The organism is Acinetobacter tandoii (genome assembly GCF_008867985.1).
Classification (GTDB): Bacteria; Pseudomonadota; Gammaproteobacteria; order Pseudomonadales; family Moraxellaceae; genus Acinetobacter; species Acinetobacter tandoii.
This window is the reverse complement of record NZ_VXLD01000002.1, coordinates 94,235-108,320: the sequence shown is the minus strand read 5'-3', so window position 1 is coordinate 108,320 and position 14,086 is coordinate 94,235. Positions and strand designations below refer to the sequence as shown.

General features: G+C 35.9%; 12 protein-coding genes, 1 tRNA gene and 2 pseudogenes. 11 read left to right on the top strand and 4 right to left on the bottom strand.

Annotated features, from left to right (window positions below):
- Positions 1-175 precede the first annotated feature (175 nt).
- The gene (locus tag F4W09_RS03650; protein ID WP_151504062.1) at positions 176-1,402 is read right to left on the bottom strand and encodes a site-specific integrase; all 1,227 of its coding nucleotides are present in this window, start codon (positions 1,400-1,402) and stop codon (positions 176-178) included.
- Between the two features lie 160 nt (positions 1,403-1,562).
- Between F4W09_RS03650 and F4W09_RS03645 the strand changes: the two genes are divergently transcribed.
- The 6 genes from F4W09_RS03645 (at position 1,563) to F4W09_RS03620 (ending at position 5,637) form a co-directional block, all read left to right on the top strand.
- A tRNA-Ile gene (locus F4W09_RS03645) sits at positions 1,563-1,639 on the top strand.
- Between the two features lie 78 nt (positions 1,640-1,717).
- A complete protein-coding gene (locus tag F4W09_RS03640; protein WP_151504061.1) occupies positions 1,718-2,449 on the top strand; it encodes a hypothetical protein in 732 nt (243 codons plus the stop codon).
- A 155-nt stretch (positions 2,450-2,604) separates the two neighbouring features.
- Positions 2,605-2,817 carry a helix-turn-helix transcriptional regulator gene (locus F4W09_RS03635; RefSeq protein ID WP_151504060.1) on the top strand — a complete coding sequence of 71 codons (213 nt, stop codon included), beginning with the start codon at positions 2,605-2,607 and terminating at the stop codon, positions 2,815-2,817.
- The gene (locus F4W09_RS03630) at positions 2,817-3,509 is read left to right on the top strand and encodes a DUF1376 domain-containing protein (protein WP_151504059.1); all 693 of its coding nucleotides are present in this window, start codon (positions 2,817-2,819) and stop codon (positions 3,507-3,509) included. Before F4W09_RS03635 ends, F4W09_RS03630 begins: the two co-directional genes overlap by 1 nt.
- A gap of 10 nt (positions 3,510-3,519) precedes the next feature.
- A complete protein-coding gene (locus F4W09_RS03625; protein ID WP_171492391.1) occupies positions 3,520-4,245 on the top strand; it encodes an ATP-binding protein in 726 nt (241 codons plus the stop codon).
- 267 nt (positions 4,246-4,512) lie between these two features.
- Positions 4,513-5,637 (top strand): hypothetical protein, encoded by a 1,125-nt coding sequence (locus F4W09_RS03620; protein ID WP_151504057.1) that lies wholly within the window; start codon positions 4,513-4,515, stop codon positions 5,635-5,637.
- Between the two features lie 135 nt (positions 5,638-5,772).
- Here F4W09_RS03620 and F4W09_RS17500 read toward each other — a convergent pair.
- Positions 5,773-5,907, bottom strand: a pseudogene (locus F4W09_RS17500) (IS481 family transposase); the annotation flags it as partial.
- 37 nt (positions 5,908-5,944) lie between these two features.
- Positions 5,945-7,004, bottom strand: a pseudogene (locus tag F4W09_RS03610) (IS3 family transposase).
- Here F4W09_RS03610 and F4W09_RS03605 point away from each other — a divergent pair.
- From F4W09_RS03605 to F4W09_RS03595, 3 genes are all read left to right on the top strand, one after another.
- Positions 7,004-7,990, top strand: coding sequence for a DUF8808 domain-containing protein (locus F4W09_RS03605; protein WP_244948542.1), 987 nt, complete (start codon positions 7,004-7,006; stop codon positions 7,988-7,990). The pseudogene F4W09_RS03610 and the gene F4W09_RS03605 sit on opposite strands and share 1 nt — an antisense overlap.
- 220 nt (positions 7,991-8,210) lie before the next feature.
- Positions 8,211-8,669, top strand: coding sequence for a hypothetical protein (locus F4W09_RS03600; RefSeq protein ID WP_151504055.1), 459 nt, complete (start codon positions 8,211-8,213; stop codon positions 8,667-8,669).
- On the top strand, positions 8,659-9,099 hold the full coding sequence (locus F4W09_RS03595) for a hypothetical protein (protein ID WP_151504054.1): 441 nt from the start codon (positions 8,659-8,661) through the stop codon (positions 9,097-9,099). The genes F4W09_RS03600 and F4W09_RS03595 overlap by 11 nt, the downstream gene beginning before the upstream one ends.
- On the opposite strand, the gene F4W09_RS03590 is transcribed toward F4W09_RS03595, so the two are convergent.
- Positions 9,096-10,202 carry a hypothetical protein gene (locus F4W09_RS03590; RefSeq protein WP_151504053.1) on the bottom strand — a complete coding sequence of 369 codons (1,107 nt, stop codon included), beginning with the start codon at positions 10,200-10,202 and terminating at the stop codon, positions 9,096-9,098. The genes F4W09_RS03595 and F4W09_RS03590 overlap by 4 nt on opposite strands.
- Before the next feature lie 139 nt (positions 10,203-10,341).
- Here F4W09_RS03590 and F4W09_RS03585 point away from each other — a divergent pair, with 139 nt between their 5' ends.
- Positions 10,342-12,708: a type I restriction-modification system subunit M gene (locus tag F4W09_RS03585; protein WP_151504052.1), complete on the top strand. Its 2,367-nt coding sequence runs from the start codon at positions 10,342-10,344 to the stop codon at positions 12,706-12,708.
- Between the two features lie 11 nt (positions 12,709-12,719).
- On the top strand, positions 12,720-14,036 hold the full coding sequence (locus F4W09_RS03580) for a restriction endonuclease subunit S (RefSeq protein WP_151504051.1): 1,317 nt from the start codon (positions 12,720-12,722) through the stop codon (positions 14,034-14,036).
- Positions 14,037-14,086: the final 50 nt, after the last annotated feature.

Sequence of the window (14,086 nt, the reverse complement as noted above, 5' to 3'; positions counted from 1 at the left end):
TTTTTTACATGAATAGAAGGGCGAAAATCATCAACCGATTGTTTGCTGTCTATTCTGAGGATGTCTCCGAGTTAGAATTATTCGTAACATAGAAACATAATTTCTATATTTTCCATATCAACAGTAACTCGCTTACTATCATTTGGTGCGAAGAAAAGGTAGCTGTATCCTTCGTTCAACTTTTTTTGTAATCACCTAAAATAATATCTTCAATAGTATTCATTGCTTCTCTTAATTTTCTGTCGCTGACTTGAACAAAGTCTCTTGTTCTATCTCGATCATCATTAATGTGATTTAGGAGGCGATCAATTGTGTACTGATCATAGCCCAGGTTTTCTGCAATAGCGCCAAAGGTTCTACGCAAATCATGGAAGCTGAACTCAATGCCACAGGATTTATTAATTTTCTGGCGTACTTTGGAAATATTTACAATATGACCAGAGGTGGATTTGGCAGAAGGGAATACCCATTCATTTGTGGCTTGATCATAACGTTTTGTCATGAGGGTAAATAGAAAATCGCCCATAGGCAAAATGTATGGTTCACGATACTTTGCATCTACTAAGGTGATTCGACCATACTTTAAGTCGATATTGGACCAAGTTAAAGATTCACATTCTTCACGTCTGAATCCTGTCAGAATTAAGGTCAGTAAAAAATCTCGATTGGTTTCTAGCTGTTGACCTCGGTCTGTATATTCAAATACGGCTTTGATCCATTCAGGGAGTTGATCTTGATGAATATAGGTTTTACGGCTGCGAATTTTATTCCAAGCTTTTTTAGCATTCAGTGTATTTATCGGATTATCTTGATCCAAAATAGATTGGTCATTTTCATCTCGATAATGCTCAACTGAGTAATTATAGATAGCTCGGAAAACACGCATCGCCATATTTGCTTGAGCCAAACTTCGTTGTGACAATTCAGAATGTTTTGCTTGAATCATAGATCTGGAGATTTTATCCAGTGTTATGTCATTCCAATCCTTTAGATAGTTATCAACAACCATAGTGTAGTCTTTAATTGTTCTAGGCTTAAGGGTTTTATATAAAAGGTAATGCTCAAATGCTTGTTTTAATGTTGGTTTAATTTTGAGTAAATCTAATTTTAATTTTTCTTCAGCAATAATTTTTCTTTTAACTTCATTTGGATTGATGCCCTGAGCCATCAGCGCAAGTTTATCTCTGGCTATATGACGTGCTTGGGCTAGGGTTAAATTTCCATGTAGACCAATTGTTGAGCGTACAGTCCTACCAAGGACTTTTTTCTCAACAATATAGGTTTTATAGGTATTATTTACCCGAATAGCAAAGCCAATGAGGTCACTGTCTCTGTAGATAGCAGGCATCAGTTCGAGTTGATCAATAAATGTCTTTGTTAGCTTTACTCTTTGAGATGACATCGCTAGAATCGCAATCAATTGCAATATTTAGCAATATAGCACAATATTTTCTAGCGTCTACTATGCGTCTACAAGCAAAAAATACTTGCTCAATAGGGAAATGTTAGATAGTATTGCTGCACAGCCAAACTATTGAATATAATGGTTTTGCAACAATATAGGGCCTATAGCTCAGTCGGTTAGAGCAGCGGACTCATAATCCGTTGGTCGACAGTTCAAGTCTGTCTGGGCCCACCATATAAAACAACCACTTAGGTGTACTAATCCTAAGTGGTTTTTTAATTAAAATAAAAAAGGTAGCGCATAGGTAGCAATATGAATGATCCTTTTGGGTTGCAAAATCCCCAAGAAATATATGTAAATAAAGAAAGAATTCTAGAAATAGAAAGACAAGAGATTAATGATTCAATTTCTTATTTAAGTTTAAGTACACGTTTGTCCAAAGTGCCTGTATATACAGCTTTACAAATAATACTTAGAAAAATTCAAGGAGAGTCAAATAAAGTAGATCAACTTTCTGAAGCAGAGATAATTAAATATTATCGGTCTATTTTACTAGTCCTTAAAAGTGAGATGTCCTCACCAGAGAAAAATATTATTATTGAAACAGAAATGCTTCCAAATCCAATCACGGGTGAATTTTTAGATTTTCTTGTGAAGGAAAGTTTTGCTGAACGAAATGATTTGGGATCATGGCAACAGTTTGCTTCAAAGTCCGCTGAATTTTTTATTCCAATAGTAAAAATCAAAAAATTTCTCTTAATAATTAATCGTTACCAAAATATTTACCCACAAAAAAGTACGACCTCTACACAAGCGCGTCAGGAATTTTTAATTAAAATTTATAAAGATTTAAGTAAAGAAGATCAGGCTCTTTTAGATGATAAACCACAGGGTAAGCACGGAATAAAAGATAAAGTTCGTAAAAGCATTTCGGATAAAGAATTTACTCTTCACTTTGCAGACATTGACCATAATTTTGCTAATGCATGGAAAGCTGTAAGAAAAATATTAAAAAATAAAAATCAATTTGCAGAAAAAGGATAATTATCCTTTAGGTGTGTGGAGTTATAAATTAATTTATATAAGTATATGATAATATAAAATATTATAAATATATTTATTCTTATATTTATCTTTTTACTTATCTTAATTTTTCACCAAAACTATTTATAACTTCTTTACGTTGTTGGTAAATTTTTATGAATAGTTATGATTTAAATATTGATGAGATTAATGATTTAGCATTACTCACAACTAATCAAACAGCCCAAATTTTCGAGTTAAAACCTCAAACATTGCGTAAGTGGGCAATGGATGGTAGCGGGCCAATCCAGCCTATAAAAATTGGAAATCGTTTAAGGTGGAAATTAAAAGATATAAAAGATATCTGTAACAATGAGGGAGGTAAATAATGAAAAATATCTCACCTCTAGTGCCAAATCTAGTAGTACCACCTCTAGTACCACCTAAGTGTGATCTAACATCATTTCCTTATCTTGCAATTGAAGTAAATAATTTTTTATCAAGCCATGAATGGATTTCATTTAGTTATGTCGAAAAAGTTGCATTTCTTAATTTATTGCTCAAAAGTTGGCATCAAATTCCTTGTTCTAGTCTTCCTAATGATGATGTGCTTCTAAAATATTTTTCTGGTGTAGGACAAAAATGGGGGAAAATAGAAGAGAAAGTTCTTTCTAAATGGGTATTAGCTTCAGATGGGCGATATTATCACCCATATGTTGCAAAAAGAGCTTTGGAAGCATGGTTAATAAAGTTAAATGCTTCGTTAGATGCGAATAAAGGTAATGAAAAACGTTGGAATGTATCAATCGATAGTTCTGAGTTATTAGCTGATTTAGAAGAAGCCTTACAATGTTTAAAAATATTAAATCCAACATCTAAAACTTTAGAAAGTCATGTTTTAAAAGCAATGATTCGCTCACAAAAACATATAGATGATTATGCGATTTTATCGAGGGGCGATCCCAATATAAATAAACATAATCAAACCAAAAAAACATTAAATAAAAAAGTAGACGTCAATGCTCCGTGGGGGCGTGCTGATGATGTCACTTCAATTTTAGCAAAAAAAAGAAGTAATTAAGGAGATGAATATGTTAAATGAACTTGATTACTGTGAAAAACATGAATGCAAGAAAGAATTAGTTCTTAAATGGAGATTGGTGTGTAACAAATGTATATCAGAAAGCATGAAAAATAGGGGCAATCAATATAAGGAAGTTTCACTAAAGAACTTACTAAGTATGAAAATTAAAAATGCTCAAATACCTATAGATTTGAAAAATAAGGATTTAAACAATTTTCTTATTAATGACGAAGAAGATGAAAAAATGGTAGCTCTTGCAAAGAGATATATGGAGCAAATAGTAGAAAAGAAAAATCATTTAAATCTTATAATTACTGGGCCAACTGGAGTTGGAAAGTCACATATTGCTGTAGGTATTTTAAAGTATTGCTATGAACTAAAACATTTTAGGAACTCTGTTTGTTATTCAACTTCATTTGGATTGGCAAATAAAGTTATTGCTACTTGGAAAAATCCTGATTTGAATGAAGAAGATGTTTTAAAGGAATATACGGAAATAGATCTTTTAGTTATTGATGATCTAGGTTATGACGACATGGGTAAAAAAGCTGAAATTATCAATAAAATTATTTACCGTAGGCATGAAAATCAAAAAAGTACAATTATTACTTCTAACCTAAAAGCAAATCAGGTACTTGAATATATGGATAGCCGAACTTGTTCACGATTCTTGTCACATCTATATTCTGACATACAAATTGATACTGAAGATTTTCGTTTGAAACGGATGTAAATTTTAGCGCAAATTCAGAATACATATTAAGTTTGCAAAATCAACAAATGGGTCGACAGCTATTCTTACTAGGCACTCTAATAATTCACCTGAAAAAATTAGAGTGTCATTTAACCTGGATGAAATTAACAAGCTCGTCGACTTTTCTTCTCATTTTTCGTTTTGATTTATCTATTAGATTGTACACATGTGTTTGATGGATCATCCGATTCAATAAAGTGTCTCACAATCTTGTCATTCAAAATGATTCAAAAAAAAGTTTAATGTATGACTAAAAAAGCAGATTTAAATCAGATAAACAGTAAACGTTATGGTAATGAATTATGGACGGAGATTCGCAAGCTTTATGAATCAAGAGCTCATCCTAATTATGAAACAATAAAAAGTAAGATTTGTATTAAATTTAATCTGGATACTTTCCCATCACAACGTACTGTAGAGCGCCGCGCAGTAAGAGAAAGATGGATTAGGTATGAAGATGAAATTATCAATAAAGTCGCTCCCAACAAGTACAGTACTGACTTTTGGCTTTGCGTTCGACAGGTTCATGAATCTAATCCTAAAATTCCCCATAAGCGCCTAAAAGAATTAGTCCAAAATGAACTGAACTGCAAGGATTTCCCCTCGCATCAGGCTATAGCGTATAAGGCTAAACATGAAGGATGGGAAAGGTCAGATTCTCTATTAAAAAAAAGTGACGCTACCTTAAAAAAATTAATTCGTGGCGTCAAAAACTTAGAGTCAGACAATAATTTTAAGGGGTGTTTAGATAGTAAAGAAGATTATGAAAAACATAATCTTAATCATGATAATGCAAGTGGTGACATATCTGATTTGGATGTCATTAAAGAAATCGTAGAATGCGAAAAAGCTAACATCGAAAATTTACTTATGACTGCACAAGTACGGCGAAAAAGACAGGCTGAGATCATTGTAAAATCTCGAAAGAGGATGGCAGTAATTAACGATTTGGGAGATCGATTGTCTGATGAGTTTGTGATGATTTATGCACTCATAACATCAGATGAAATCAGCAGAAAATTTACCAAGCAGATGATGAAACAACTCAACGACAAATTGGATACCTTATGCCAACTTTTAGAAGTCTATAACGATTTTTCTTTTAATAGGCGTGAGAGTATTAAGTTTGAATTGTCCTTATACGGCACACAACTAGAAGATCTTAAAGAGGAAAATGATGCGAAGCGTGTGAAGGATCTAAATGATAATAAAGCCTATGAAGCACAGCAGTTACGTTTAGCTTCCGAAGCCGAGCGGATAGCAGCACGTAGACGTTATATTGATTCAGGTGGGCTAGAAGATGAGATAAATGCCGAAATGGAACGGCGTATGAAAGACGTGGAGTTGGATGGAGATAATGCAGACTATTAGGAATACCTAAATTAGGTGAGTTGGGAGCAGCCTAAAGAACTTTATGGAGATATTAAAAAAATTAATCTTTAAAAGTCTCAAAAGCCTATAAGCCACGTGTATTTACACGTGGCTTATAGGCTTTATATGTGTGATTCATAGAGATCGTTTCAATTTAGCGATCTCTAAATCCATCTTGTAATTGGCATGTTGAATCCGTTCATTGGATGGGTTGTATTGCTTCAGAACCTCATCTGAGAAAGGGGTTTCTTCACATAATTCAAAGTACTGAACCGTACCGGGTTTGTCGGAGACTTTTTTATTTAAGTTAGGCCACCTGACCTAACGGGTTAATTTTATCATAGTACATTGCTTCAAAATCAAAAGGTGATACATAGCCCAGTGCACTATGTACACGCTCTTTATTGAACCAATCTACCCAATTTAATGTTGCAAGTTGTACATCCGCTAAACCTTGCCAATCTGCTTTTAAATATTCAATCACCTCTGTTTTATATAATCCATTTACCGTTTCAGCCAAAGCATTATCGTATGAATCACCGGTCGTACCGACTGATGCTCGTAAATTTGCTGCTTCTAAACGATTGGTATAGCGAATAGAAAGATATTGAACACCTCTATCGGAATGATGAATCACATTCTTTGGCATACCTCGGTCATGCAACTCCAATGCATCCAGGACCATGTCTGTATTCATACGTATTGATACTTTCCATCCAACAATTGCTCGTGAGAACACATCAATAATAAAGGCGGTATAGACCCAGCCTGAATGGGTTTGGATATACGTGAAGTCAGCGACCCATAGCTGATCTGGATGATCAGCATTAAAATTACGTTTCACTAAGTCATCTGCTCGTTTTTGATCATCTCGACTACGGGTGGTTTGTTTGTTCTTACCACGCCAAACACCTTGTATACCTAGCTTTTGCATCAATCGAGCAACTGTACAGCGTGCAACAATATAACCTTCTGGTTTCAGTTTTTGCCAAACTTTACGTACGCCATATCGACCTGAACTTTCCTTCCAAATTCGTTTAATTTGTTCCACATGATGCAAGTCATGTAAATCTTGTTTCGCTCGATGTTCTTGATTGTCCGCGAGATCTAAAGACCGATAATAGGTTGAAGGGGCGATCGGTAAAATCCTACAAAATGCGTTCTTGGTCTGAAAGCTGCTGTACTTTGATTGGATTGTGTTGATTTAAATGCTTTTGATGCCAGGAACGTAGTGTTTCAGGAGTACAGCCAATCTTGGGAGCAATTGCTGTGATTGCAGCCCAAGTAGAAGGATAATCTTTTTCAGATTCAATCAATAATTGAACCGCTCTATCTCTGATTTCAGGGGTATATTTTGGTTTTGTCATTGGGACATTCTCTCAAGAAAAGTGGTCTCCGACAAACCCGGTACGGTTCAGGTAGTTTTAGCAGTACTTATAAATTTGCGTTATTGATTAGTCTCAGTCGATTGGCTATTGAGAAAGGGCAGGACTCATGTGAAGGCTTAGCACTTGAATATACCGATATTGCTGAAAAATTTATTGAGCTGTATTGGAAGCAGGCTGTGCCATATACCTTTAATGATGAAGGTCAGCTGATCTTGAATCAAAACAATGATAAGCAAGCCGAGATTGTGAATCAAATCATAAAGCTTCGGAAGATATATTCATCCCTGGAGTTATTAAGGCGGGATTCAGAGGAATGGTTGACGCTACTTAAAGAGGTAGAATGTACTGTAAAAAAAATGCCAGTCCGTTATTTGCAAAACATTAATGGTCAGAATTTTGAGTTTTTGTATCCGCTTGACCAGTGTGGAAAGCAACTCATTCTTTTACCTCAAGTCATGTATTGCTTACGACAGTTCAGTGAAATTATTGAAGAGTTATGTCAGAAACGCTGGATTGACTATATCCGCAAGAACAGTACGAATGCTCCAATCTTGAATCAGTTACCAAACCTTGAACAGTTCATGTTTGAACCTAGTCGTAACCAACTGAATGCTGTAGCCAGTGTGTTGGTAGAACTACAAGAATGTAAATGTTTCTACTGTAATAAGAAGATGAGAAAAGGTAGTTATGCGGTCGATCATTTTATTCCTTGGTCCTTGTATCCTTCAGATACAGGACATAATTTTGTGCTTGCCGATTCAAGTTGTAATTCTAAGAAAAGTAATTTACTTGCATCAGATGAGTTCTTGCAGAAATGGCAGGAAAGGAATGAGGAACAGGATTTGGTTATTGTAGATCGAATATCTGTACTTGGCTTTTTAACGGATAAAGAGCGGTCACATAAGGTTGCTGAGTGGGCCTATACACATGCTAAAGAAAATAATTATCAAGTATGGCAAGGATAATTCATAAAAATAACATTTGTATGTTTTTTGATCTAAAATGAATTGTTTCCGGCAAAATCAAAAAATATTTCTTCCATAATGGATATATCAGCTCGAGACGAAGCTGAGTCTACATGAATGAAGGAGAAACATAATGAGCAAAGCAGGTTGGCCAAGTACGACAGGTAATCCTTCAGGCGGTGGCCGTGATAATAACCCCCCTAAGAATTGAGAGGCTGAGATGCAAATAAAGTTATTGATCTCAGAGTCAAATGGTAAATATCTGTACGAGCCTAAAACTGTGGCTGAAGTTGAACATATTTTAGGTGAATCAGTTGTTCTTTTGAAAGAACCGATCTATTCATTGGGTTTAGGATGTGTCATCAACGTTTTTAGAACAGTGCAAGCTTTAAATATTGATCTTGAAATTGGTACAAAAGATGACGATTGGAGTTTTTTAATTCGTCCTGAACATAATTTTAACCCAAGTGCAGGGCGTGCATTTGAGGACAATGCCTGGCGTCAGATTAGAAAATCTCATACTGACTATCCTTTGTGGTCGCAGATTGATTATGAGGATGCGGTAGATTTCTTTGAGGAGTTACGCTTTGGAGGAGGTTGGCCTAGTAAGACAGGTAATCCTTCAGGCAGTGGTCGATACAACAATTTGTCACAGGTTAGAGGTGGAAATGGAAATTAGAGTATATGTGAATCGCTCTACTGCCATTAATCATCCACGAAACTATCATGTAAGCAGTATTGCTGAGTTGGAAGTTATATTAGGGCAAGAGGTTGTTCTATTAAAGCATCCACGTCCTGAACTTGGTTTAGGAGGAGTCGTCAATGTATTCAGAACTGCTCAACAGTTAGGTATACACGTGGATGTTGAAGAGAGAGTTGCAGATCCAGTGTGCTTCATAATTAATTTACACGAAAGCCCAATTAGTCCTCTATATAAGCTGTATAAGAAAAAATATTTTTCAGTTGCTAAGCCAGAAAAACATTTTTCCTTTTTGTCAGAAGAAGACTATAAAAATATCCTTCATTTTTTCTTTGAAGTACTGGGTAAGGCGGGGTGGCCAAGTAAAACAAGCAACCCCTCAGGTTCAGGTCGCTACAATAATGTCTAAGTGATCTTCGCTATATCATTAAACTGTTGAGGCCACTGAAAAGTGGCCTTTTTGCCATTGGACACATAGAACATTTTCCATAAATCTATAAACTCACGGGTAGCGCTGAGTCCTTGTAAAACCTCAGAAGGATTTGTTTTTTGTCCTTCGTAGATGAGGAATTGGAAGTAGTAAATCAGCCATAGTGCGTTCATGTCATTGAAGGCAACATAATCGGCATCTGTTATTGTTCTAGAGAGAAGAAAGCGTGCATTGGATTTGGCTACCTTTTCATATTTTTCATCGCTAAACAGTTTGGCTATCTCACAAGGTACTGTTACAAATTGATCTATATCGGTTAGATAACAAAAACGATCTTCAGCTCGCATCTTTTTAATCAGTTGGCGTATTTTGGCAAGACGTGGATTTTCTACATCATCGCTTGTTTCAAATTCTTCACCAAGCAACTCAGTATCTAAGTATTGATCAAACGAACTCATCGATGGGACTTTTTCTAGTGGTATATTTTTAGCATGTGAAGCCACCAAATAGAGGAGCAGATCGGAAAAGCTACTTGAAGGGCCATAGGGTTTTTGTTTTTTATACCTAAATTTGAATAGCTGATTAAAGCAGAGCGGTGCAAATTTACTGTCTAGGGTAATCAGGGTATCTAGATGAATCAGCAGTAACATAATGAGGTGTACAGGCTGGCTCATCTTTTCCTGTGATAGATAAGCATGATCTTGCCCCGTCACGACGATGCTCTGTATAAACCGATGCAACTTAGCGATACTTTCTTCTGAAAAACCTGCTAACTCCGCTTGATCGAATAGCTCAACATGTTTGTTCCAATTTTTATAAATGTCTTCTTTTAAGGGGTATAGGGACAAACATTTCAAAATATAGGCAAAAGTAACTTTGATTTCTTCGCCTTGATCTGCCATTTGACTAGTATTGTAATCCAATACCTTAAGCCCTAATGCTTCACAGACCATGCCTTTTAATTCAAAAGGCATAACATCTTCTTTGATGTGATTCGCTTTTTTAACCAGTTGTTCTAAATTTCCTTCAAGCTTTCGATCAAACTTATTCAGTATCGAACAATTAAACTGTGTTAAATCCACGAGATACCCTCTAGTTTCTTGAAATTTTATGCGACATCATTTGGCGTATTAGCCTAAAGAATTCACTATATAGTCTGCCGAATTACTTGAAAATAGTGTTAAATACAAACTTTAAAAATAATGCTTTATTTGGGTTCCTATGGATCATTCAGTACATAACAAATTGGTTTCATTTATCTGGTCGATTGCTGATGACTGTCTTCGAGATGTCTATGTACGTGGTAAATATCGTGATGTGATTTTGCCGATGGTGGTATTACGCCGTTTGGACACCTTATTAGAGCCGACTAAAGATGCAGTACTCGAAGAAGTGCGCTATCAACAGGTCGAGATGGAACTCACCGAGTTTGATGATGAGCCACTGAAAGAAGCATCAGGCTATGTGTTCTATAACACCTCTAAGTGGACATTACGTTCGCTATATACCAAAGCATCAAATAACCCTGAAATTTTATTGGCGAACTTTGAAGAGTATTTAGAAGGTTTTAGTGCCAATGTTAAAGAAATCATCCAATGCTTTAACCTCTATACACAAATTCGCCATATGTCACATAAAAATGTGCTGTTAGATGTAGTTGAAAAGTTCTTATCGCCGTACATTAACTTAACCCCTGAAGATGCAGTTGACCCAGACGGCTACCGCTTGCCTGCATTGACCAACTTAGGCATGGGCTATGTCTTTGAAGAGTTAATTCGTAAATTTAACGAAGAAAATAACGAAGAGGCTGGTGAGCACTTTACTCCGCGTGAAGTGATTGAGTTAATGACGCATTTTGTCTTTGACCCCATCCAAGAAAAGTTACCTTTAACCATTACCGTCTATGACCCTGCATGCGGTTCGGGCGGGATGCTGACCGAAGCACAAAATTTTATTGAAGAGCGTTATAGCGTTGAAAATGGCAACCGTGACGTGATTCTGTATGGTAAAGAGATCAATGACGAGACTTATGCCATCTGTAAGTCAGACATGATGATTAAGGGCAATAACCCTGAAAACATTCGTGTTGGTTCAACACTCACCACAGATGAGTTTGTCGGCACCAAGTTTGACTTTATGCTTTCAAACCCGCCGTATGGTAAGAGCTGGGCATCTGAGCAAAAGAACATTAAAGATGGTTCTGAAGTCACTGATCCACGTTTCATCGTGAAATTAAAAGACTATTGGGGCAATGAAGAAAGCTGTGATGCTACACCACGTTCAAGCGATGGTCAGCTTTTATTCCTCATGGAAATGGTCAATAAGATGAAATCGCCTGAGCATAACGGCATTGGTGGTCGTATTGCTTCAGTTCATAACGGTTCTAGCTTATTTACTGGTGATGCAGGTGGCGGTGAAAGTAATATTCGTCGTTATATCATCGAAAATGACTTATTGAATGCGATTGTGCAGTTACCAAATAACTTGTTCTATAACACAGGTATTACCACCTATATTTGGTTGTTGTCGAATAACAAACCAGTACAGCGCAAAGGCAAAGTACAACTGATTGATGCAAGTTTGATGTTCCGTAAGTTGCGTAAAAACTTAGGCAATAAAAACTGTGAATTTGCACCTGAACATATTGCTGAAATTATGAAGACTTATCTTGCAGGGCAAGATGTAGAACGTCAGCTTGATGCGCAAAATGATCCTATCGGTATTGCAAGCAAGGTGTTTGATAACCAAGATTTTGGTTATTACAAGGTCAATATTGAGCGTCCAGACCGCCGTAGAGCGCAGTTTAGTGCAGAGCGTTTACAAGGCTTACGTTTTGATAAGTCGTTGTCTGAGCCAATGGAATATATGTATAGCACCTATGGCGATGATATTTATACCCAAGCCAAGCTTGATGCGGTTAAAAAAGAGGTCTTGGCGTGGTGTGAAGATCAAGATATTAGCCTCAACAACAAAGCCCAAGCTAAGTTGTTTGATGTGAAGCATTGGAATACTTTAAAAACAGCATTGGACAATGCCTTAAGCATCATGCAACAGGTGGGTACAGATGAGTTTTCAGACTTTAACTTGTTTAAGAAAAAAGTTGATGAAGCCATTAAAGTGTTAAAGATTAAGCTGTCGAATTCTGAAAAGAACAACATTTTAAATGCGGTCAGTTGGTATGACGAAAACGCAGAAAAAGTGGTGAAAAAAGTCGTGAAGCTGAATGACGCTGAGCTTGCCGATTTGCTTGCACACTTAGGTTGTACAGAAGCGGATTTGACTGACTTTGGTTATTATGCAACGGCGAAAAAAGGCGAGTTCACGGCTTATGAAAGTAATAGCGATTTGCGTGATAGTGAATCTGTGCCGTTAAAACAGCAGATTCATCAGTATTTCTTAGATGAAGTAAAACCGCATGTGGCTGAAGCATGGATTAATCTGGATTCTGTGAAGATTGGTTATGAGATTAGCTTTAATAAGTATTTTTACCAGCATAAGCCGTTACGTTCTTTAGAAGAGGTGGCTCAGGATATTTTAACGCTTGAGAAACAAGCGGATGGTTTGATTGCACAAATTTTGGGTCTTTAAGGGGAAGCAAAATGTTTAAGAAATATGATGCTTATAAAGATTCTGGTGTGGAATGGTTGGGTACGATACCAAGTAACTGGGATATTTTTTCATTAAAAAGATCAATTGATGGTTGTTTTAATGGTCTTTGGGGGAGTGATCCTAAAGAAAATAATGATGATATTGTTGTTTTACGTGTTGCTGATTTTGACAGAAATAAATTAGTTATCGATAACTCAAAACTGACACTTCGCAATATCAAAAAATCAGAAATTGGTAATCGCCTTTTGAAAAAAGGTGATTTACTAATTGAAAAATCAGGTGGCGGTGACAAAACATTAGTTGGTTGTGTGGTTCTTTTCAATGAAAACTATAAGGCACTTACATCTAATTTTGTTGCTAAAATGACACCAAAAAGTAATGTAAATAGTTATTTTTTAAATTACTTTTTTGCAGCCTTGTATGCAAATAATATTAATTACCAATCCATTAAGCAGACAACTGGTATACAAAATTTAGATACAAATTCGTATTTAAATGAAAAGCTTGCATTGCCTAGTTTGCATGAACAAGAAGCAATAGTAAGTTTTCTAAATCAAAAAACATCTGAAATTGACCAAGCTATTGCCATTAAAGAACAGCAAATTGCTTTATTGAATGAACGTAAGCAAATTGTCATTCAAAAAGCAGTGACTCAGGGTTTAGATCCAAATGTACCGATGAAAAATTCGGGTGTGGAATGGATTGGTCAAATTCCTGAGCATTGGGAAATTAGAGCAAATAGAACCATATTCAAAGAACGTAATGAACAAGGTAAAGAAGGGTTGCCACTTTTATCTGTTTCAATTCATTCAGGTGTTTCGAACGAAGAAATTTCCGAAGAAGACAATGTACGTGGTCGTGTAAAAATTGAGGATAAATCTAAATATATTCTCGTTAAAAAAGGCGATATCGCTTTTAACATGATGCGAGCTTGGCAAGGTGGTATTGGTGCAGTTTCAGTAGATGGAATGGTTAGCCCTGCATATATTGTTGCCAAACCAAATGATTTGATCAATTCAGAGTTTTTTGAATATCAGTATCGTTGTCCTGAGTTTATTCAACAAATGGATCGTTATTCCAAAGGCATTACAGATTTCCGTAAACGCTTATATTGGGATGGCTTTAAACAATTAGTGACCGTTGTTCCTCCTTTAGAAGAGCAACTTAAAATAGTTGAACAGATTAAAGCCATTGAGCAACAAACAAATTTTGCGATTCAAATTAAGAATCAGCAAATAGAAAAGTTAAAAGAATATAAAACCACACTCATAAATGACGCTGTCACAGGTAAAATTAAAGTGGCATAAAAAATTAAACTTAGCGAACTTTGGTTGGCTAGGTTTTTTTAATATTTCGG

Coding starts and splice junctions, on each gene's coding strand:
- F4W09_RS03650 (WP_151504062.1), bottom strand. CDS start 1,402: ATGTCATCTCAAAGAGTAAAGCTAACAAAGACATTTATTGATCAACTC.
- F4W09_RS03635 (WP_151504060.1), top strand. CDS start 2,605: ATGAATAGTTATGATTTAAATATTGATGAGATTAATGATTTAGCATTA.
- F4W09_RS03640 (WP_151504061.1), top strand. CDS start 1,718: ATGAATGATCCTTTTGGGTTGCAAAATCCCCAAGAAATATATGTAAAT.
- F4W09_RS03630 (WP_151504059.1), top strand. CDS start 2,817: ATGAAAAATATCTCACCTCTAGTGCCAAATCTAGTAGTACCACCTCTA.
- F4W09_RS03600 (WP_151504055.1), top strand. CDS start 8,211: ATGCAAATAAAGTTATTGATCTCAGAGTCAAATGGTAAATATCTGTAC.
- F4W09_RS03625 (WP_171492391.1), top strand. CDS start 3,520: ATGTTAAATGAACTTGATTACTGTGAAAAACATGAATGCAAGAAAGAA.
- F4W09_RS03595 (WP_151504054.1), top strand. CDS start 8,659: ATGGAAATTAGAGTATATGTGAATCGCTCTACTGCCATTAATCATCCA.
- F4W09_RS03585 (WP_151504052.1), top strand. CDS start 10,342: ATGGATCATTCAGTACATAACAAATTGGTTTCATTTATCTGGTCGATT.
- F4W09_RS03580 (WP_151504051.1), top strand. CDS start 12,720: ATGTTTAAGAAATATGATGCTTATAAAGATTCTGGTGTGGAATGGTTG.
- F4W09_RS03620 (WP_151504057.1), top strand. CDS start 4,513: ATGACTAAAAAAGCAGATTTAAATCAGATAAACAGTAAACGTTATGGT.